Consider the following 19,934-nt stretch of genomic DNA (forward strand, 5'->3'; position numbering starts at 1 on the left):
TCAGGCCCACGCATGAGTGCCCAGCCACCGGGCCAGGCTCCGCGCACCGCTCCGGCGACCACGGGCGCGCAGCTTCCCACGCTCGCCCGAGAGACCACTGCGGAGAATCCGTGGCCGGTCCGTGAGCTCTCCCCCAAGATCCAGGGCTACATCGCCAAGATGGATCCGGTCTGGGTGGAGGGGCAGGTCATCCAGTTCAAGGAAGTGGCCCGGATCGGTCTGGCTTTCTTGACGCTGCGCGATGTCGAGGCGGAGATGTCGCTGCCGGTCACCGTGCGCACCACGTACTTGAGGTCTGCCGGCCTGGAGCCGAAGCCGGGCGACCGGGTGGTACTGCACGCCAAGCCGGGCTTCTGGCCCAAATCCGGGTCCTTCCAACTCGACGCGCGGGAGATCCGGGCGGTGGGCATCGGCGAGCTGCTCGCGCGCATCGAGCATCTCAAGGGCATCCTGCGGTCCGAAGGGCTCTTCGACGAGCAACGCAAGAAGCCATTGCCCTTCGTGCCGCAGCTGGTCGGTCTGGTCACCGGCCAAGGCGGCGACGCCGAGCACGACGTTGTCAACAACGCACGGCGCCGCTGGCCCGGGGTACGTTTCGCCATCCGGCACGCTGCCGTGCAAGGCGCTGGTGCGGCCGCAGCGGTCACCGCAGCGCTCCAGGAGCTGGACGCCGACCCCGAGGTGGATGTGATCGTCATCGCCCGCGGCGGCGGGAACGTCGAACATCTCCTGCCCTTCTCCGACGAGCGCCTGCTGCGAGCCGTCGCGGCCGCACCCACCCCGGTGGTCTCGGCGATCGGTCACGAACAGGATCGCCCGCTGCTGGACGAGGTCGCGGACTTCCGCGCCTCCACCCCCACCGATGCCGGCAAGCGCATCGTGCCGGATCTGGCCGAGGAGACGCGTGGCCTCACCCAGGCTCGAGGCCGGATCCGCCAGGCCGTCGAGGCGCGCCTGCGGGCAGAGTCAGAACGGCTCGCCGCGCTGCGCTCACGGCCGGCCATGGCTGACCCCCAGGTCCTTCTGGATCGCCATCGCGAGCAGATCTCGGCAGCACAGGTCTCGGCGCGGCGGTGCATGGCCTGGGCGTTGCAGCGCGCTGATGGTGAGCTGGAGGGGCACCGCGGCCGACTGCGAGCGCTCTCACCGGCCGCCACGCTCGAACGGGGTTACGCGGTCCTGCGCACCCATGAGGGCACCGTAGTGCGCTCCCCGGGCGATGTGGAGCCGGGCGACCAGCTCGAAGCTCTGCTCGCCCACGGCAGGATCGCCGTGGAGGTCGGGATGCACGAGGACGACGAATGGCTCGAGGAGCAGGCGCCATGAGCGTGCGAGACCACCGGCGGTCAACGATGATCAGGCTCACCGCGCACCTGGGTGCGCCCGTGCACGATGGGAGGATGTGAGGCGTGAGCAATCCGCAGCACTCAGCAGAGGCCCCCGTGGGCCCACCCGTGGAGAACCTCTCCTACGAGCAGGCCCGGGACGAACTGGTCGAGGTCGTGCGCAGACTGGAGACCGGCCAAGCACCCCTGGAGCAGTCCTTGGCGCTGTGGGAGCGCGGCGAAGCGCTCGCCACGCGCTGCCAGCAGTGGCTCGACACCGCCCAAGCACGCCTGGAAGCCGCCCGTGCCTCCAGTGAGAGCGCCGCGCAGGGCGAGGGCGCAGGCTCAGACACAGGAGGCCGCGAGTGAGCGCCTGGGTAATCGGTGAGGCACTCATCGACATCGTCCAGCACGCCGGCGCCGAACCGGTCGAGCACCCGGGTGGCTCGCCCGCCAATGTGGCGCTGGGCCTGGCTCGCCTCGGGCGCGAGACCGAACTGGTCACGTGGATCGGAACAGACGCCCGGGGAGAAGCCATCCGGGAGCACCTCCGTGACTCAGGTGTGCGGCTCTCGGCGCGATCGACGGACGCCGCCCGCACCTCGACCGCCCTGGCGCGGATCGGCGGCGACGGCGCCGCCGACTACGTCTTCGACCTCGACTGGTCCCTGCCGGTCCAGCACCCGGGCTCTCCACCCCGGGTCGTCCACACCGGTTCGATCGCGTCGGTGCTGGAGCCCGGGGCAGGCGCCGTCGCGACCATGGTCGAGGCGCAGCGTGCGACGTCGACCATCACGTATGACCCCAATGCCCGCCCCCAGATCATGACCGATCACGCAGCCGCCCTTGCCGCCGTCGAGGCGCAGGTGGGGCGTTCGGATGTCGTGAAGGCGTCCGATGAGGACCTGGAGTGGCTCTACCCCGGCATTGATCCCCTGCGCAGTGCCGCCACCTGGCTCGAGAGCGGCCCGGCCATGGTCGTGGTCACCCGAGGGGCCCAGGGATCCTGGGCGCGCACCTCCGCCGGGGTCGAAGCCGCCGCTCCCCCGCGTCCGGTGCAGGTGGCCGACACCGTCGGCGCCGGCGACTCCCTGATGGGTGCCCTCATCGACGGACTCTGGGACGCTCAGCTACTCGGCGCCGAGCACCGGGACGCGCTCCACGCCGTCGACGCGCCACTGTTGCGCAGAATCCTCGACCACGCTGCCGCGGTCGCGGCCATCACCTGCTCACGCCCGGGTGCCGACCCGCCCAGCCGCGCCGAGCTCGCAGAATGGAACGGATCATGACCAACTCCACCGCCACTATCTCGCCCACCCCGGCTCAGGCCTGGCAGCGCCTGCAAGAAGGCAACGCCCGCTTCGTGGCCGACGAGATGCTCCACCCCTCCCAGGGCGCGGCCCGGCGCACCGAGGTCGCTGCGGCTCAGCATCCGCAGGCAGTGCTGCTCGGCTGCTCGGACTCCCGTGTGGCGGCCGAGATCATCTTCGACCAGGGGCTGGGGGATCTGTTCGTGGTGCGGACCGCCGGCCACGTGCTCGACGCCTCGGTGATCGGCTCCGTGGAGTACGGCGTGGAGGTGCTCGGCGCTCCGCTGGTGGTGGTGCTCGGGCACGACCGCTGTGGCGCCGTGGGCGCGGCCGCGGAGGCACTGCTCAGCGGGCAGATGCCCACCGGGTTCATCCGCTCCGTGGTCGACCGCGTCATCCCCTCGCTGCTGACCGAGCCGCGCCTCGGTCCCGCCGAGGGCGAGGACGTCGCCGGCGCAGTTCCCGGCGAGCCGGCACAGCGCAGCCGTGAGCTCTCCCTCCCCGATGAGGACGTGCTGCGTCGCCGCCATGTGCGCACCACGGTGCAGATGCTGCGGGACTACTCCACCTCTCTGTCCGAGTCCATCGAGACGGGCCGTGTCGGCATCGTGGGTGTGGAGTACACCCTCGCGGACGGCACGGCCCACCTCGTGGAGGAGCTCGGCGAGGTCAGCTGACGTCGATCCCCTCCAGCAGTTCGGTGACGAGCGCGGCCACCCGCGATCGCTCCGAGCGGGTGAGGGTCACGTGCGCGAAGAGGTCGCGGCCCTTGAGCGCCTCCACCACCGCGGCCACCCCGTCGTGGCGGCCGACGCGGAGGTTGTCGCGCTGGGCGATGTCATGGGTGATGATGACCTTGGAGTTCTGGCCGATACGCGAGAGCACGGTGAGCAGCACGTTGCGCTCCAGGGACTGGCCCTCGTCCACGATCACCCAGGCGTCGTGCAGGGAACGCCCGCGGATGTGGGTCAGGGGCAGCACCTCGAGCATGCCGCGGGCCAGCACCTCGTCGAGTACCTCCGGGGCCACCAGCGCCCCGAGGGTGTCGTAGACGGCGTCGGTCCAAGGATTCATCTTCTCGTTCTGATCGCCGGGCAGGTAGCCGAGTTCCTGGCCGCCCACCGCGTACAGCGGGCGGAAGACGATGACCTTGCGATGCTCCTGGCGCTCGAGCACCGCCTCCAGCCCGGCGCACAGCGCGAGTGCTGACTTCCCGGTTCCCGCCCGTCCGCCGAGAGAGACGATGCCGATCTCGGGGTTGGTGAGGTGCTCGATGGCCAGGCGCTGTTCGGCGCTGCGCCCCCGCACCCCGAAGACCTCCCGGTCGCCGCGCACCAGCCGCACCACCGGTTCCGGGGTGGCGCTGCCGGTGACGATCTTGCCGAGTGCAGAGCCGCCCGGAGCGTGCAGCACCACGCCGGTGTTGACGGGAGCCTCGCTCAGCCGGCCCGGGGTGGCGAGCTCGGCCACGATGACCTCGCCGGCCTCCCAGAGCTGGCTCATCTCCGAGTCGGTGAGCTCGGCGTGTGCCATGCCGGTCCATCCCGAGTCGATCACCTGCTGCGCGCGGTACTCCTCGGCGTGCAAGCCCACCGCGGAGGCCTTGACGCGCATGGGCAGGTCCTTGGAGACCACCGTGACGGAGTGCCCCTCACTGGCGAGGTTCGCCGCCACAGCCAGGATCCGGGTGTCGTTGTCGCCCAGACGCAGGCCCGAGGGGAGGACCTGGTCATCGGAGTGATTGAGTTCCACGCGCACCGTGCCGCCGTCATCTCCCACCGGCACTGGTTGGTCGAGCTTGCCGTGCTTGACCCGCAGGTCGTCCAGCAGGCGCAGGGCCGAACGGGCGAAGTACCCCAGTTCGCTGTGGTGACGCTTGGCTTCGAGTTCCGTGACCACCACAACCGGCAGGACGACGTCGTGTTCCGCGAAGCGCAGGAGAGCGCGCGGGTCGGAGAGCAGAACCGAGGTGTCCAGCACATAGGTGCGCAGGGCAGTACCGGTCGGTTCGGCGACGCCTAGCGCTGCGGCGACATCGGTTCCCGCGGGCGGTGCGGTGTCCGGCTCGATCGCTGCTGTGCCGAGCTGGGCGGTGGCGCTGGTGACGGGATCAGTGCTCACGATGTCTCCTCTCGGCGCGCCTAGCACGCCGATTCTCAGCCCGCGTGCCGGTAGGGACGCGGTATCCGGTGGGAGAGGTCACCAGCCACCTGGGGTGGGGCCGGCGGCCCCTCCCATCCGCAGCGGAGAGCTGCATGGGCTGAACCTCCCGGAGGACGGCGGGTATGCCGTCCGTCACAGGGGAAGTTACGCCTGGCGGTCTCGATCACCACCGTGACACGCGCTGCGGGGCGCAGATGTCATCCACTGTTCACATTCATCCGGGGCCTCCCCCGGATGAAAGCCCCCACACCACGCCGTTCGCTCAGCGGCCCATGCGGCGTTCGCGCTGGGAGTAGTCGCGCAGTGCGCGCAGGAAGTCGGTGCGCCGGAAATCCGGCCAGAAGGCCTCACAGAAGTAATACTCGCTGTGCACCGATTGCCAGAGCAGGAACCCGCCCACCCGTTGCTCTCCCGAGGTGCGGATCACCAGATCGGGATCGGGCTGGCCCTTCGTGTAGAGGTGGTCGGCGATGTCGGCCACAGTGAGCGAGTCGGCCACCTCGTCCAGGCTGCGCCCCTGGGCGGCAGCGCTGCGCAGTAAGGACCGCACGGCATCGGCGATCTCGTCACGCCCGCCATAGCCGATGGCGACGTTCACGTGCAGGCCGGTCACCTCGGCAGTCGAGGCCTCAGCATCACGGAGGCGATCGGCCAGCGACTCGGGCAGCAGATCGAAGGACCCCACGACCGCGATCCGCCACTTACCGGCCGAGGCAAGGGTTTCGACCGCCTCGACGATGATGTCCAGCAGATCGGCGACCTCGTCGGGATCGCGGCGGAGGTTGTCAGTCGAGAGCATCCAGAGAGTGGCAACCTCCACGCCCACTTCCTCGCACCAGCTGAGCAGGTCGAAGATCTTGTCCGCCCCGCGCCGGTGCCCGTGCGCAGCCGGCTTGCCCACCGACCGGGCCCACCGGCGGTTGCCGTCGAGCATCACTCCGATGTGCCGGGGTACGCGGCTCAGGTCGAGTCGCGCCAGGAGCCGGCGCTCATAGAGGCGGTAGAGGAGGCCGGGACGGCGCATTCTTCCTCCGGCTCGTCGGTGGCGATGGTCACGGGAAGGCTACCCCCGCCAGGGCGATCCGCTAACCTACGCTACCGTAGGTAACCGCCCCGCTGGCCATGGTCCGACCCTGGCCCCGCGCCGACGGGCCCAGCATCCACGCCAGTCGCGCGCCATCCGCTGGTCCGAACACCGGAAGGTCCCGATGCCGACCGACATGCCAGAACGCCGCCACTCCCCCGCAGTAATGTCTCCTGACGAAGCCAACGCCGTGGCCGAACAGGCCGCCGAGAACGAGCACTCCGTCCCCGAGGCGGTGGCTGCCGCCGTCAAGCCGATGCTGCGCGGATGGATCCACCTGGTCACCACACCCCTGGCGCTGATCAGCGGCCTGGTGCTCCTGGTGCTGACCCCCACGGTGCACGCACGCATCGGTGTCGCAGTCTTCGTGCTCGCTGCCGTGGTGCTCTTCGGCACGTCCGCGATCTACCACCGCGGCACCTGGTCTCCGCAGCTCTTCGCCATGCTGCGCCGGATGGACCACTCCAACATCTTCTTGCTCATCGCCGGCACCTACACCCCGCTCGCGGTCATCCTGCTCGAGGGCAACACAGCCACCCTGCTGCTGAGCGTCATCTGGGGCGGAGCCGCCATCGGGATCGTCTCGCGAATGCTCTGGCTCGGTGCGCCGCGCTGGGTCTACGTCCCGCTGTACATCCTGCTCGGCTGGGTGGCGGTCTGGTTCTTGCCCGACTTCTGGACCGTGGGTGGACCAGCCGTCGTGCTGCTGGTCGCCGCGGGCGGACTCGCTTACACGCTCGGAGCCACGGCGTACGCCATCAAGCGCCCCAACCCCTCCCCGGACTGGTTCGGCTTCCACGAGATCTTCCACGTCGGCACCGTGGTGGGGTGGGGCTGCCACTTCGCCGCCGTAGCAGTGGCGGTGGCCCGTCTGGCCTAAGAGCCGGGTCCGTCGCCGTCGTGTGCGGCAGCGTCCTCGGCTCCCGACTGCGTGCCGGCCTCCGGCGGAGTGACGGCATCAGACTGCGTACCGGCCTCGGGCGTTTCCTGGACAGCGCGCGCCTCGGCCTCCTCACGCCGCTGGGAGTTCTGTTCCACCGTGCGCGAGTGCCGCAGCATCGAGCGCACCAGGACGATCAGAGCGCACGCCATGGCGAAGAAGAAGAGGAACCCGTAGATCCCCGGGCTCGCCTCCCACAGCTCGATCGGCACCGTGTCCGGCGCGGTGGGCGACGGGCTGGGCTCACCATCGGCCGCGAGGACACTGAGGGCGTTCACGCGGAATCCTCACCGGCCGGGCGTTCAGGGCCCGAGCCGTACTCGACCAGCGCAGTGACATCCAGGCCCTCGGGAACGACGCCCGCGAACAGATCCTGCTCCAGCCCTTCTCCAGCCTCCGCCGGAATCCGCGAGCGGGCGACCTCGAACTCCTCGTAGGGCCACACCTCAGCCTCGATGTCACGCGGGACCATGAAGAAGAAGCCATCTGGATCGATCTGGGTGGCGTGAGCCCGCAGGGCGTCGTCGCGCTGCGGGAAGTAGTCCGCGCAGCTGATCCGCGCCGTCGGAACGCGCTCCGGGCGGCCAGGGCGGCCATCGAGCCACTCGGCGAAGGGAGAGACGAGCCCGCGGGAGTCCATCGCCTCGTGCAGTGCCCGGATCCGGTCGGCAGAGAAGGAGACGTCGTAGTACAGCTTCTGCACCGCCCATGGTTCCCCGGCCTCCGGGTAGGCCTCGGGGTCCGCGGCCGCCTCATAGGCGGCCATGGAGACCTTGTGCACCATGATGTGATCCGGGTGGGGGTACCCGCCGAGCTCGTTGTAGCAGGTCATCACATGCGGGCGGAACTCGCGGATCTGGCGCACCAGGGCACCGACGGTGGTCTCCAGGGGCTGCAGGGCGAAGCAGCCCTCCGGCAGCGGCGGCAGCGGGTCCCCCTCGGGCAGACCGGAGTCGACGAAACCGAGCCACACCTGCTCGATGCCCAGCGCGGACGCAGCCGCAGCCATCTCCTTGCGGCGGTAATCAGGGAGGTCCGCGAGGATGTGCGGGTCCTCGGCGAGGCGCGGGTTGAGGATGTCGCCCCGCTCCCCACCGGTGCAGGTCACTACACGCACGGGGTTCCCTGACGCCGCATAGCGGGCCATGGTGGCGGCACCCTTGCTGGACTCGTCGTCCGGGTGGGCATGGACTGCCATCAACCGCAGATCGCTCACGTGGATCCCTTCTGCACAAGCTCAAGCGTGAGGCGCGGTCCGAGGTCCCCCTCGTCCGCGCCATTGCGGGACAATGGTCCCATGACCACGCCCGACCCCGCGATCATGTCGGCCCGATATGGACGTGAGCGGCGGACACCACGCGCCTTTGCCGTGGCCGGCGTGCTGGCTGGCCTCCTGGTCACCCTCGCCGTGGGCCCCCAGCTCGGAGATCGCAACCCCACCGTCCACGCTGAGCATCTGAGCTACGAGGTCATCGACGATGCCACCGTAACCGTGCGCTTCGCCCTGACCACGCGGCCTGGCGTCACCGCCCGGTGCAGCGTGGTCGCCTTCAACGAAGCCCACACCCAGGTGGGATTCCGCGAGGTCACCATCGGCCCCGTGGCGGAGCGCCGGAGCGCGCACGAGACACAGCTCACCACCAACGAGCACGCCACGACGGGATCCGTGGAGAATTGCATCGTGGTGGCCGCGGAGTAAAATAGTCGTTTCGCACCCACAGATGCCCTTGCCTCGGTCGCACTCGGCGGCCGAGGCATCGATGTCGATATGGAGGAATCGTGAGCGCGTCAACGACCTGGCTGACCCAGGAGGCTTTCGACCGCCTCCAGGCGGAGCTCGACCACCTCACCACCGAGGGCCGGCACGAGATCGCCCAGAAGATCGAAGATGCACGCCAGGAGGGCGACCTCAAGGAGAACGGCGGATACCACGCCGCCCGTGAGGAACAGGCCAAACAAGAGGCACGCATCATCCAGCTCACCGAGCTGCTGCGCGATGCCGAGGTCGGCCAGGCGCCCAAGCAGACCGAGGTGGTGGAGTCCGGCACCGTCGTCACCGCCACCATCGCCGGGCGCAACCTGACCTTCCTGCTCGGCTCGCGCGAGGCCGCCCGGGACCTGGACATCGACGTCTATTCCGAGTCCTCACCGCTCGGTGCGGCCGTTCTGGGCAAGAAGGCCGGGGAGAAGTCGTCCTACGAGGCTCCCAACGGCTCCACCATCGAGGTCACCGTGGAGAAGGTCGAACCCTTCCAGGGCTGATCAACATCATCTCGGCCGACGGCTCGTGCGCCCACCCGGATATCCGGGTGGGCGCACGACGTTGCGGGCAACTCAGTGCTCAGCTGCGGAGTATCCGCGGTCACGCAGGTGGGTGATGACGTCGGCGCAGTGCTCGGGACCCTTGGTCTCCAGGTCCACCGTCACCGCGACCTCGCCGACGGCGAGGTTGGTGGTCGTGCGCGAGTGGGTGATGTCGATGACGTTGGCCCCGGTGGCGGCCAGCTCGACCAGCAGCGCGGCCAGCGAACCGGGGGTGTCGGTGACGATCACCCGCGCCTTGAGGTAGCGCCGGACCGCCCTCATGCCGTGGCGGATGCTGCGCAGCAACACCAGGGGGTCGACGTTCCCACCGGAGAGGATCGCCACCACTGGGCCCTCGAAGATGCCGGGCTCCTCGAGCAGAGCGGCCACGCCGGCGGCGCCGGAGGGCTCCACCACCAGCTTGGCCCGCTCAGCCAGCAGCAGCATGGCGTGGGAGATGAGCTCCTCGCTCACCGTGTCGACCGAGGCGACGTGATCACGGATCAGACCGAAGGGGACCTCACCGGGCAGGGCGACGGCGATGCCGTCGGCCATGGTCTGCAGCCGTTCCAGCTGCACCGGGTGCCCGACCGCCAGGGACTCCGGCCAGGCTGCGGCCGATTCGGCCTGCACGCCCACGACCGCGACCTCCGGCCGCACGCTGTGCACCGCGGCAGCCACCCCGGCGAGAAGTCCGCCGCCGCCAGTGGGCACCAGGATCGTGCCGACGTCAGGCACCTGGTCGAGGATCTCCAACCCGAGTGTGCCCTGGCCGGCCACGACGTCCTCGTGGTCGTACGGGTGGATGAAGGTCCGGCCACTCCGCTCGGCGTCCGCCATGGCCACCGTGAGGGCTGCGGCGACGTCGGGCCCGGAGAGCACCACCTCCGCTCCGTACCTGCGAGTGGCTTCCACCTTGGGCAGGGCGGCGTCCTCGGGCATCACGATGCGAGCAGGGATCCCGAGCCGCTGGGCGGAGAACGCCACGCCCTGGGCGTGATTGCCTGCGGAGGCCGCCACCACACCCTGCTGCTTCTCCTCATCGCTCAATCGGCTCAGCCGGGTGAAGGCACCACGCAGCTTGAACGATCCCGTCGTCTGCAGGTTCTCGGCCTTGAGCAGCACCGGCACCCCCGCGATCTCGCTCAGGTGCGGGCTGCGCACCATGGGGGTCTGGTGGACCACACCATCGATCTGCTGAGCTGCCGCCGCGAAGGTGGCATGGTCGAAGGCGTAGGGCATCAGCGTCCCGGCTCCGGGGGGTCAGCATCAGCGTCGGGTCCGCTGGGCTTGCCGGACTGCGTGCCCGGCGACGGGGAGCCTTCCTCGGGGGTGTCCCAGGACAGGTCACGGCGCGGCATGTCCTGCACCACGGTGGCCTGGCCGGAGCCCGCCACCCCGACGGACTGGGAGGCGCCCACACTCGCAGTGTCGGAGGGGGCGTCTTCCGCGAGGTGCTCGTCCGCGGGCCCGGCGCCGGCCGGCGAGAGTTCATAGCTACCGGGCGGTCCGCCGGGCCTGACGTCGGCCTTGGCGAGATTCGGGTACTTGTCCCGGCCGTAGAGATACAGCATCACCGTGTTGATGGTGGCCACCACCGGCACCGCGAAGATGGCCCCGAGCAGGCCTGCGATGCCGGTACCGGCGGTCACGGCGAGCACGATGGCCAGTGGGTGCACGGCCAGGGCACTGCCCTGCAGCCACGGCTGGAGGATGTTCGATTCCGCCTGCTGCACCAGCAGCACGGCTCCGGCCATGATCAAGGCGATCAACGGCCCCTGGTCCACCAGTGCGACGGCGATCGCGACGGCCCCGGAGAGGACCGCGCCGAGGATGGGGATGAAGGAGAGCAGGAACACCAGGATCATGATGGGCAGCACCAAGGGCACGCCGAGGAGCACGGCGGCCAGGCCGATGCCGAGCGCGTCCACCGCGGCGACGATGATCTGGGTCCGGGTGTACTTCCCGAGGGTCACCCAGCCGCGGATACCTGCCTCGTTGATCCGATCCCGCGCGGGCGCCGGCGCCAGGCGAACGAACCAGTGCCAGATCGAACGCCCGTCCTTGAGCAGGAAGAACAGGGTGAACAGCGCCAGCACGGTGCCGGTGATGAGCGAGAAGCCAGAGGCTGCTGCTCCGGCCGCACCGCGGCCGATGGCGGCGGCGTTCTCCTGGATCTGATCGAGGCCCTCGTCGATCCAGCCCTGCATCATCTCTTCGTCGACGTTGATGGGCAATTCGTCGATCCAGGCGATGACGTCGTTGACCGCCACCAAGAAGTTGTCGGCCAGCTGGCCGAAGCCTTGGATGATGGACTGCCCGGCGATGGTCAGGAGCCCCACCACGACCACGAGCATGCCGAGCACGGCAACGATGGAGGCCAGCGCCGCGGGAAATCGCAGCACGCGGCGCATCCAGCCAGCGATCGGTTCTAGGAGGACACCCAGCAGCATGGCCACCAGGAAGGCTGAGACAATCGTGGAGAAGGTGATGATGAGGTAACCGATCAGCGCCAGCACCGCGGCGATCACGATCATGCGCCACGACCAGCCCCCGGCGACCTCCAGCGTGCGCGGGATGCCGTTCTCCATGCTCCGTCCACTGCGGGGCGCGTGCACCACCTCTTCGGTGGCGACCCGGCTGTCCCGCAGATCGCCGGCGCGGCGGAAGCGATGCCGGAACTTACTGATGGTGCTCATCCTCGGCGCATCTCCATGTTCGTTCTGCCGACCCGAGGCCGAGTGAGCCGCCCCAGGGCGCCGGAGCATGCCCGGCGTGCCCACCATAAGGTGTGCACGCCTTGTGCTGCGCCCTGACCAGCGGGGAAGTGTCAAGCTAGGCGCAGTGTTATCGCTTGTGCGAGGACTGAGTGCATGGCGCGGTGGTCGCCTGATGGTGAGGTTCGCCTCGGAGGCGCAGCCCGGGAAACCGGTGCCCCACCCACAACGCTGGTGCCCCACGACAACGCAGACGGTGCCACGAGGCACCACAGATGAGGAGGATGAGATGGCGACCGATCGTGCCACCCGAAAGACCACGCCGGTGACGCCCGAGGAGGCGCTGCCGGGCCGGAGCGCGAGCCCTTTCCTGGTGCCACAGCACCACGAGGTGCTCCCGGCGCCATTGCAGGGCCCGTGGCCCGAGGATGCCGAGGTGCTCTTTGTGGCCATGGGGTGCTTCTGGGGTGCCGAGCGCATCTTCTGGCAGCAGCCCGGCGTCATCTCGACCGCTGCCGGTTACCTCGGTGGGTACACCGCCTTCCCCACCTACGAGGAGACGTGCACCGGTCGCACCGGGCACACCGAAGCCGTCCAGGTGGTTTACGACCCCAGCGAGACCTCTGCCGAACTCCTCCTGAAGGCCTTCTGGGAGAACCACGACCCCACCACCGCGAACCGCCAGGGCAACGACGTGGGCACCCAGTACCGATCCGGGATCTACTGGACCTCCGCCGAGCAGGAGCGGGCCGCGCTACTCACCCGGGAGGCCTTCCAGGCGGTGTTGCAGAAACACGGTCACGGCGAGATCGTCACCGAGATCATCCCCCTCACGGAGGCCGGAGACGGCACCTTCTACTACGCCGAGGATTACCACCAGCAGTACCTGCACAAGAACCCCGGCGGCTACTGCAACCACGGCTTCAAGGGCATGACCTGCCCGGTGGGCCTGGTGCGCCAGGACCAGCTGCCCAGCCAGCAGGAAATCATGGAGGCCGCCCAGCGGAGCTAGTGCCGGCGCCGCCTGCGGGTGGGGTCGCATGTGCTGCGGGCGGGCGCTGAGGGCGGCGCCGCCGGAACTGGGGGCGAGGTCGGGGGCCGCGTGTGCTGGGCGGCGGGAGCTGAGGCGAGCAGCCCGCTCGACGGCGAGGCCCTCCCCGTCGACTACATGGGGTAAACCGTCACGCCGAGGGCGTGGGTCACCGCCCGGTCGTCACCGAGCTGGGCGGCACCGCCGGTGATCTCCTCGAGCATCTCGCGCGGCAGCGGGTGACCCTCGCCCAGTTCTGCCAGATAGCCCTCATGCGCCTCCAAGGACGCGATCGCACGCTCCAGTGACTCGCCGGTGACGTCGATGAGTTCCGCGGCCGGCCCGCCGACGACGACGAGCCTGCTGACCCCCCATGCGTGGAGGCCGGAGTCGTGCAGGTCGCGGAAGAGCCAGGGGTTGTCCGCGTCCCGGATGGCGTCGATCGTGGCCACCCCGGTGGCGCGGTGATCGGCATGATTGAGGCCCCATTCGACCTCCAGCTGCCAGGTGGGCACCACCACGGTGTCGGGGCGGAACTCCCGGATCCTCTTCGCAATGAGCCGGCGGGTCTGCAGGTCAGCCTCAAGCAGGCCGTCGGGGAGGTCGAGGATGCTGAGATCCGCGACCCCGACGGCGGCGCAGGCGGCTCGCTGTTCCGCCGCGCGCAGGGGCGCGACCTCCTCTGGCGGCTGGCTGCGCATCCCCGCCTCGCCGGCGGTCAGCAACAGGTACGAGACGTCGACGCCGCGCGCGACCCATCGGGCGACGGCCGCTGAGGCGCCGTACTCGAGGTCGTCGGGATGAGCCGCCACGCAGAGTACCCGTTTGAGGTCCGCATCATCGAAGTAGGGGAGCTTGCTCATACCTACGAGCCTAGGGGGTTCGCAAGGCCGGCGGGCAGTGTCGGGGGTCGTCGATATGGTGGCGCCGGACCAGTCTGCACGGTAGGGTCTTGCCGACTTTCCCGCGGAAATATGCGGGAAAGTCTTGATATCGAACGCCTGTTCGGGTACCGTAGGAGTATGGCGGGGCAGGCAGATCACAGTCCGGGCGAGGAGAGTCCTCAGCCCGGGCCCAGCGTGCCGGCATCGCTGCGGACCACCTTGCTGCCCGAGCGCGTGCGCGGTTCGGTGGAGTGGGCGCGTGCCGTGGCAGCGGACCGGCTCGACGCGATGTTCGCAGACGAGCTTGCCGACGTCCCTGGCGGGCCTGATCTGGGATATGTCCTGGAGGCTGCGCACGAATCACGCTGCCATGAGGCCTCCTTGCTCGAGGCGGTCGCTGCCTGCGAGCGCGTGGCTTCCTGGGCGCAGGCGAAACAGGCGGCTTACTTGCAGGAGCTCGGCCGCAGGCGCCGCGACCGCGCGGCTATGAGCAGCGCGCTGGACGTGACCGAGGACTCCCGGGCCGATCAGGCCGAGGCCGCCGAGGTGGGCTCGCGCTTGGCGATCACCCCTCGGGCCGCACGGGCCAGAATCGATCTGGCCGACGCTCTCGATGAGTTCCCCATGGTCCATGACGCTCTCGGCAGTGGGCGGATCGATGCCCGCAAGGCCGAGGTACTCACGCAGCGCCCACCAGGCCTCGGGCGCGGAGATCACCTGCACATCGTGGACACCCTGCTGCCGTGGGCGCCTCGGCTCACCGTGCCCGCACTGAAGCGGCGCATCGCCAAGCTGGTGATCGAGTTCGCGCCGGAGACGGCTCATGAGAGGCAGCGCGAGGCCTACACCGACCGCTGCGTCTCGCTTGAAGCAGCCGGCGACGGTATGGCCTGGCTGACCGCCTACCTCCGTGCCGACGACGCGATCGCCGTCCGGCGCACGCTGGATCGGCTCGCGGGTACGACCTCGAGGGTCGAGCGAGCCGGCCGCCGGCCCTCCGGCTCGCCGGATCCCACCACGGCACGCAGCCTCGACCAGCTACGCGCGGATGCCTTCGTCTCCGCCTTCGAGAGGCTCGGGGATGACGCCGGGTGCGGCGTCTCGGCGAGCGGCGGGTCCACGGCTGCGTCTGCCCGAGGTGGGCGCGCCGGCCCGGTGCGACGCCGCGCTCGCCACATGGCCATCAACCTCACAGTCTCCGCCGCGACTGTGGCCGGGCTCGACGACTCCCCCGCCGAGCTGGCCGGATACGGGGCCATTCCCGCCCCGCTGGCGCGCGAGATCCTTGCCGAGGCAGCCTCCGCGCATGCCGTCCGTGACACCCCGGGGCCGCAGATCCGCTACCTCACACTCGACCCGAACGGTCAGCTCACCGCTCCCAGCACGCACGCGTACCGGCCCGGAGCCCAGCTCACGCGAGCGGTGACCAGCCAGGAGCAGTACTGCACCTTCCCTGGCTGTGGCATGCCGGCCTGCTATGCCGACCTCGATCACATCGAGCCGTACGACACGCAGCGTGCCCAACCCGGAAAGGACCAGGCGGGAGAGCACCAGACCCGACTGGCAAACCTCCAGCCCCTGTGCCGAACCCATCACCATCTCAAGACCCGCGGGCTGTGGACCACGCGGCGAGAAGCCGATGGCACCCTCACCTGGACATCCACGCGGACCGGTCACGAGTACCGCCACCGCGGCGAGCCTCCACCTGGTGCGCCGCCCATACCTGCACCGCCGCCCGTGGCGAGCCGGGCCGCTGACCGGGCCACCTCACCGCCCGAGGCTCCATCCACGTCGGCCCTGCCTCCCGCCTGGTCCGCTCTGGCTCATCCTCCGGGGCACACGGCGATGCCCGGAGGCGCCCGTCCACCAGGCATCGTCACCCCGCGCGAGCGGGTGATTCTCGACGCGCCCGCATCCCGTGAGGTGCAAGACCTCGACCCGCGCTGACTCTCCTCCGTTTTTTGAGCCATCAACCGATACGCTCAGGCCGTGCCTGCCGATGCCACTCCCGTGCCCCCGACCTTCGTCGATCAGTCGACGGTCACCGTCTACCGCGCCGCTGCCTCCGACCTCGATGTCGCTCGTGCGGCCTGGGTCTCGCAGGATGCCGAGGCGCACAGCAAGGAACGCGAAGAAGGCCGCGTCGGCGGACTGATCCGCTTCCTCTGGCGGAACCGGCACACTTCACCCTTCGAGCACGGTCAGTTCACCTTCGTGGTCGAGACCCCGCTGTTCGTCGCCCGGGAGTTCATGCGCCACCGCACCTTCTCGTACAACGAGATCTCGGGGCGGTACACGATCCTGCCGAACCGCTACTACCTGCCCGCCGATGACCGCCCCCTGTTGCAGAGCGGGAAGGTCGGCGCCTACACCTTCGGGCCCGGCTCGCCCGAGCAGGTGACGCTGGTGCGCGAGACCATTCGTGAGAACACGCTCTCCTCGCATGCCGCCTATGAGCGCCTGCTGGCCGCCGGAGTGGCCAAGGAGGTCGCCCGCGATGTCCTCCCGGTGAACACCATGACCACCTTCTGGGCGACGGCCAACCCTCGAAACCTCATGCACTTCCTTGGCCTCCGGGCCGCGGAGGATGCCCTCTACGAGATCCGCGACGTCGCCCGCCAGATGGAGGAGCACTTCGCTGAGGCCATGCCCCTGACCCACCAGGCCTGGTCCACCAACGGCGCCCCGCCGGCGTGACGCTATGCCCGAGGGCTTCGACTTCGAGGAGCGCCGCGACGGCTCCGTACAACACCCCCGCAACCGCCGCTGAGAAACCCGCTGCACGCCGTCACTGACCGCGTTGACGTGTGCCGTGGGTCCTTCCCGTGCACATCAGCCACGGCGCCCCGCTTAGGGTGGAGTGACCGCAACGCGACGACGTCTCGCGCACCAGTCCAGTCCGGTGTGCTCGCCGCCGCACTCGCAACCGAGAGGAATCCATGAGCGTCCAGCTCCCCACAGCCACCGGAAGCTTCGGCGACAAGCCGGAGATCTCCTTCCCCACCCCGAACGCCCCGGAGGGCCTGCAGGTCGAGGTCCTTGAGCAGGGCACCGGAGACACGGTCGAGGTCGGCCAGACCATCGTGGTGAACTACCTGGGCCAGTCCTGGGGCGGTGGCGTTTTCGACAACTCCTGGGACCGCGGCCAGACCATCTCCTTCCCCATCGGGGTCGGCATGGTCATCGGCGGCTGGGACGAAGGCCTTCCGGGCAAGCAGATCGGCTCCCGCGTGCTGCTCTCCATCCCCCCGGAGCTCGGTTACGGCCCGCGCGGCGTACCCCAGGCCGGTATCGGCCCGAACGCCACCCTCGTCTTCGTCGTCGACATCGTGGGCGTGGAGTGATCATCGGCGTCGTGTGATCGAGCAGTACCACGCATGAACGCCGGTGGCCCGGCACCCCTGAGGGGGTGCCGGGCCATCGGTTTGCTACGACGAATCCCGTGCGAGGACGCGCTGAAGGCTTAGTTGCTGCTGCGCCGGAGGCTCAGTTGCTGCCGCGCAGGATCGCGAGTAGGCGGAGGAACTCGATGTAGAGCCAGACCAGGGTCACGGCGATCCCGAAGGCCGCGGACCAGGCGTAGCGAGACGGTGCGCCACCGTCGACGCCGCGCTTGATGGCGTCGAAGTCCATGATCAGGCACAACGCGGCGAGGCCGATGGCGAAGACGCCGAGCAGCACGCCCAGCGGGATACCCATGATCTCCACCGAGGTGCGTAGCCCGAAGGCCTGGCCGGCATCGTCGAAGAAGCCGAGCATGATCAGGCCGAAGTTGATCAGGGAGAAGACCGCATAGCCGGCCACGGCGATCAGCAGCCAGCGCGTGAACTTGGGCGTCACGCGGACGGCGCCGGACTTGAACAGCAGCAAGGAGACGGCGAAGGTCGCCATCGTCCCGATCACGGCCTGGGTGACGATGCCGTCACCGAACATGGTGTCGAAGACTGCGGAGATGCCGCCGAGGAACAGTCCCTGGGCAACGGCGTACGCCATGATGAGCGCCGGCGAGGGCTCACGCTTGAAGGCGTTGACCAAGCCGAGCACAAAGCCGACGGCGAGCCCGCCGAAGGTCAGCAGCATGTTGGGGCCGATGACCACCCAGTGAATCGCCGCGAGGGTGATGATGACTCCGAGCACCATGCCGGTGCGCATGATGACGTCGTCGTAGGTCATCCGGCCGGTGTCGGCCGGAGCGGCGGTGGGGCCGTAATAGCTCTGCTCGATCTGGTCCATGCGGGGGTCCTGGCCCGCCTGCTGGCCGTACTGCTGCCCGGCATACTGCTGGGTGCCGTACTGCCGGCCCGCGGCGTGACCGCCCTGCTGGCCCGGCGTGTAGCCAGGCATGGCCCGGTACCCGTTCGGGGTGGTCTGCTTCGACGAGAACGCGGGCGTCCTCTCGAACACGGGGTTGCTCACTGTGCCTCCTGGTCGCAGCCTGCCGGGATCATCCCGGTTCCGTACTGGTCGTCATCCTAGGCGTCCAGGCCTTGCAGCCCTAGCCACTACTACTCAGAACGTGGGAACGGACGGAGATGTTCCGCAAGGCCGCGGCCCCACGAGCCACGTCCCACGCGGTGCCTACTCCGCGGAATCGCCGCCCACGGCCACTCCGCCCGGCTTGGTCAGCGCCGTGGCCGGGTCGCGATCCGAGGTGTGCCTGCCCGCGGCACGTTCCCACGCGGCTCGCGGATTCTGCAGCGCCCCGAGCGGCACGAGCTCACGCCGGAAGAACACCGCCGTGGTCCAGTCCGTCAGGATGCGCACGCGCCGCTCCATGGTGGGCATGGCGAACACGTGGTAGCTGCGGTGCATGAACCAGGCGACCGGTCCGCGGAACTTCTGCCCGGCGATCTGCGCCACGCCCTTGTAGAGGCCCAGCGAGGCGACCGTCCCCACATTGGCATGCACGTACTCCTGCGGGCTATCTCCGCGCATGACGCGCACCAGGTTCCGGCCCAGGTGGCGGCCCTGGCGCACGGAGTGCTGGGCCGTCGGCGCACACATGCCGTCCGGAGTCTTGGTGCCGGACAAATCCGGCACAGCGGCACAGTCACCGGCGGCCCAGGCGTTGTGCACCACGGTGCCTTCGTCATCGACCACCTGGAGAAAGGCATTCGCGCGGACCCGGCCGCGTTCGTCCAGTGGCAGGTCGGTGTCCTGCAGGACGGGATTGGGTTTCACGCCCGCCGTCCACACCACGGTGTCCGATTCGAACTCCTGGCCGTCCGAGAGCTTGATGTGCCCGTCCACGCAGGATTCGAGGAAGGTGCCGAGGTCGATCTCCACGCCGCGCTCGCGCAGCTGCTCCAGGGCGTATCCCCCGAGCTCCTCGCCCACCTCGGGAAGGATGCGGTGCATACCTTCGACCAGCACGAACCGCAGGTCCTCGGGGTTGATGGAGTCGTAATCCTTGGTGGCGGCCCGCGCCATGTCCTCAACCTCTCCGAGCGCCTCGATGCCGGCGAAACCACCGCCGACGAAGACGAAGGTGAGCATCCGGCGCCGGCGCTCCGCGTCCCAGGTGGATGCGGCCTCGGCGAGCTTGCCGAGCACCTGGTTACGCAGCGCGATCGCCTCTTCGATGTACTTGAAACCGATCCCGAACTCGGCCAGCCCCGGGATGGGCAACGTCCGAGCCACCGAGCCCAGACCGACGACGAGTTCGTCGTAGCTGAGCTCGTAGCTCTCACCGCTGCCGGAATCGACCGTGGCCGTCCGATCGGCGTGGTTGATCCCCGTGATGGTGCCGGTCAGCACGGTGGTATTCCGCAGTTCGTGGCGCAGCGAGGTCACCACGTGGCGTGGCTCGATCGAGCCGGCCGCAGCCTCCGGAAGGAACGGCTGGTAGGTCATGTAGGGGTTGGTGTCGACCACCACGAGTTCGACGTCGTCGCGGCCGAGCTGCTTGCGCACATTCAGCGCGGCGTACAGGCCGATGTACCCGCCTCCGGCGAGCAGGACGCGAGGACGCCGCCTGTCCTCATGGGAGCGGACCTCACGGACCTGCTGGGCACGGTGCGCCTTGAGGGCTTGCGTGGCGAGAACGGCACCGCCGGCAGCCGCCGCGGACAGGGTCAGTAGGCGCGGGAGAGAAGCCATGACCCCATCGTAGGTGCGCGCACTCCTGGCGGCTACGGCGCCCACCCGCACGTGGCTCCGGCTCGGGAGCCCCACCCG

Annotated in this window: 20 protein-coding genes; 11 read left to right on the forward strand and 9 right to left on the reverse strand. The window is 69.3% G+C overall.

The window, feature by feature from the left end; all coding sequences use genetic code 11:
* Positions 1-12 precede the first annotated feature (12 nt).
* From xseA to EDD31_RS02750, 4 genes are all read left to right on the forward strand, one after another.
* Positions 13-1,326, forward strand: coding sequence for an exodeoxyribonuclease VII large subunit (xseA, locus tag EDD31_RS02735; protein WP_123302803.1), 1,314 nt, complete (start codon positions 13-15; stop codon positions 1,324-1,326).
* Between the two features lie 83 nt (positions 1,327-1,409).
* Positions 1,410-1,694, forward strand: coding sequence for an exodeoxyribonuclease VII small subunit (locus tag EDD31_RS02740; RefSeq protein ID WP_123302804.1), 285 nt, complete (start codon positions 1,410-1,412; stop codon positions 1,692-1,694).
* Positions 1,691-2,614, forward strand: a complete 924-nt coding sequence (locus EDD31_RS02745) for a carbohydrate kinase family protein (protein ID WP_123302805.1) — start codon at positions 1,691-1,693, stop codon at positions 2,612-2,614. The genes EDD31_RS02740 and EDD31_RS02745 overlap by 4 nt, the downstream gene beginning before the upstream one ends.
* Positions 2,611-3,312, forward strand: coding sequence for a carbonic anhydrase (locus tag EDD31_RS02750; protein WP_123302806.1), 702 nt, complete (start codon positions 2,611-2,613; stop codon positions 3,310-3,312). Before EDD31_RS02745 ends, EDD31_RS02750 begins: the two co-directional genes overlap by 4 nt.
* On the opposite strand, the gene phoH2 is transcribed toward EDD31_RS02750, so the two are convergent.
* Complete coding sequence (gene phoH2, locus EDD31_RS02755; RefSeq protein WP_245991267.1) at positions 3,305-4,627, reverse strand: RNA 5'-3' helicase PhoH2; 1,323 nt, start codon at positions 4,625-4,627, stop codon at positions 3,305-3,307. The genes EDD31_RS02750 and phoH2 overlap by 8 nt on opposite strands.
* A gap of 433 nt (positions 4,628-5,060) precedes the next feature.
* A complete protein-coding gene (locus EDD31_RS02760; protein ID WP_123302808.1) occupies positions 5,061-5,822 on the reverse strand; it encodes an isoprenyl transferase in 762 nt (253 codons plus the stop codon).
* Positions 5,823-6,006: 184 nt separating this feature from the next.
* On the opposite strand from EDD31_RS02760, the gene trhA reads away from it, so the two are divergent.
* Entirely contained in the window at positions 6,007-6,762 is a 756-nt protein-coding gene (gene trhA / locus EDD31_RS02765; RefSeq protein ID WP_425453683.1) for a PAQR family membrane homeostasis protein TrhA, read from the forward strand.
* On the opposite strand, the gene EDD31_RS02770 is transcribed toward trhA, so the two are convergent.
* Both EDD31_RS02770 and mca read right to left on the reverse strand, forming a co-directional pair.
* Entirely contained in the window at positions 6,759-7,100 is a 342-nt protein-coding gene (locus tag EDD31_RS02770) for a hypothetical protein (RefSeq protein WP_123302809.1), read from the reverse strand. The genes trhA and EDD31_RS02770 overlap by 4 nt on opposite strands.
* Complete coding sequence (gene mca / locus EDD31_RS02775; RefSeq protein ID WP_123305042.1) at positions 7,097-8,020, reverse strand: mycothiol conjugate amidase Mca; 924 nt, start codon at positions 8,018-8,020, stop codon at positions 7,097-7,099. The genes EDD31_RS02770 and mca overlap by 4 nt, the downstream gene beginning before the upstream one ends.
* Before the next feature lie 99 nt (positions 8,021-8,119).
* On the opposite strand from mca, the gene EDD31_RS02780 reads away from it, so the two are divergent.
* Both EDD31_RS02780 and greA read left to right on the forward strand, forming a co-directional pair.
* Entirely contained in the window at positions 8,120-8,521 is a 402-nt protein-coding gene (locus tag EDD31_RS02780; protein WP_170163162.1) for a DUF4307 domain-containing protein, read from the forward strand.
* 80 nt (positions 8,522-8,601) lie between these two features.
* Positions 8,602-9,084 carry a transcription elongation factor GreA gene (gene greA, locus EDD31_RS02785; RefSeq protein ID WP_123302810.1) on the forward strand — a complete coding sequence of 161 codons (483 nt, stop codon included), beginning with the start codon at positions 8,602-8,604 and terminating at the stop codon, positions 9,082-9,084.
* A 72-nt stretch (positions 9,085-9,156) separates the two neighbouring features.
* Here the strand turns inward: greA and ilvA are convergent, their stop codons facing one another.
* Together ilvA and EDD31_RS02795 are read right to left on the reverse strand one after the other, a co-directional pair.
* On the reverse strand, positions 9,157-10,368 hold the full coding sequence (ilvA, locus tag EDD31_RS02790; protein ID WP_123302811.1) for a threonine ammonia-lyase: 1,212 nt from the start codon (positions 10,366-10,368) through the stop codon (positions 9,157-9,159).
* A complete protein-coding gene (locus EDD31_RS02795; RefSeq protein ID WP_170163163.1) occupies positions 10,368-11,825 on the reverse strand; it encodes an AI-2E family transporter in 1,458 nt (485 codons plus the stop codon). Before EDD31_RS02795 ends, ilvA begins: the two co-directional genes overlap by 1 nt.
* A 307-nt stretch (positions 11,826-12,132) precedes the next feature.
* Here EDD31_RS02795 and msrA point away from each other — a divergent pair, with 307 nt between their 5' ends.
* A complete protein-coding gene (gene msrA / locus EDD31_RS02800; protein WP_123302813.1) occupies positions 12,133-12,855 on the forward strand; it encodes a peptide-methionine (S)-S-oxide reductase MsrA in 723 nt (240 codons plus the stop codon).
* A gap of 152 nt (positions 12,856-13,007) precedes the next feature.
* Here msrA and EDD31_RS02805 read toward each other — a convergent pair whose 3' ends face one another.
* Entirely contained in the window at positions 13,008-13,736 is a 729-nt protein-coding gene (locus EDD31_RS02805) for a PIG-L deacetylase family protein (protein ID WP_123305046.1), read from the reverse strand.
* A gap of 159 nt (positions 13,737-13,895) precedes the next feature.
* On the opposite strand from EDD31_RS02805, the gene EDD31_RS02810 reads away from it, so the two are divergent.
* The 3 genes from EDD31_RS02810 (at position 13,896) to EDD31_RS02820 (ending at position 17,101) form a co-directional block, all read left to right on the forward strand.
* Positions 13,896-15,704 (forward strand): HNH endonuclease signature motif containing protein, encoded by a 1,809-nt coding sequence (locus EDD31_RS02810; protein WP_170163164.1) that lies wholly within the window; start codon positions 13,896-13,898, stop codon positions 15,702-15,704.
* A 42-nt stretch (positions 15,705-15,746) separates the two neighbouring features.
* Positions 15,747-16,454 carry an FAD-dependent thymidylate synthase gene (gene thyX / locus EDD31_RS02815; protein WP_123302815.1) on the forward strand — a complete coding sequence of 236 codons (708 nt, stop codon included), beginning with the start codon at positions 15,747-15,749 and terminating at the stop codon, positions 16,452-16,454.
* A 242-nt stretch (positions 16,455-16,696) separates the two neighbouring features.
* A complete protein-coding gene (locus tag EDD31_RS02820; protein ID WP_123302816.1) occupies positions 16,697-17,101 on the forward strand; it encodes an FKBP-type peptidyl-prolyl cis-trans isomerase in 405 nt (134 codons plus the stop codon).
* Positions 17,102-17,243: 142 nt separating this feature from the next.
* Here the strand turns inward: EDD31_RS02820 and EDD31_RS02825 are convergent, their stop codons facing one another.
* Together EDD31_RS02825 and EDD31_RS02830 are read right to left on the reverse strand one after the other, a co-directional pair.
* A complete protein-coding gene (locus EDD31_RS02825; protein ID WP_123302817.1) occupies positions 17,244-18,173 on the reverse strand; it encodes a Bax inhibitor-1/YccA family protein in 930 nt (309 codons plus the stop codon).
* Positions 18,174-18,335: 162 nt separating this feature from the next.
* Positions 18,336-19,856 carry an NAD(P)/FAD-dependent oxidoreductase gene (locus EDD31_RS02830; RefSeq protein WP_123302818.1) on the reverse strand — a complete coding sequence of 507 codons (1,521 nt, stop codon included), beginning with the start codon at positions 19,854-19,856 and terminating at the stop codon, positions 18,336-18,338.
* Between the last annotated feature and the right edge of the window lie 78 nt (positions 19,857-19,934).

It is taken from the genome of Bogoriella caseilytica, from assembly GCF_003752405.1.
GTDB classification, from domain to species: Bacteria; Actinomycetota; Actinomycetes; order Actinomycetales; family Actinomycetaceae; genus Allobogoriella; species Allobogoriella caseilytica.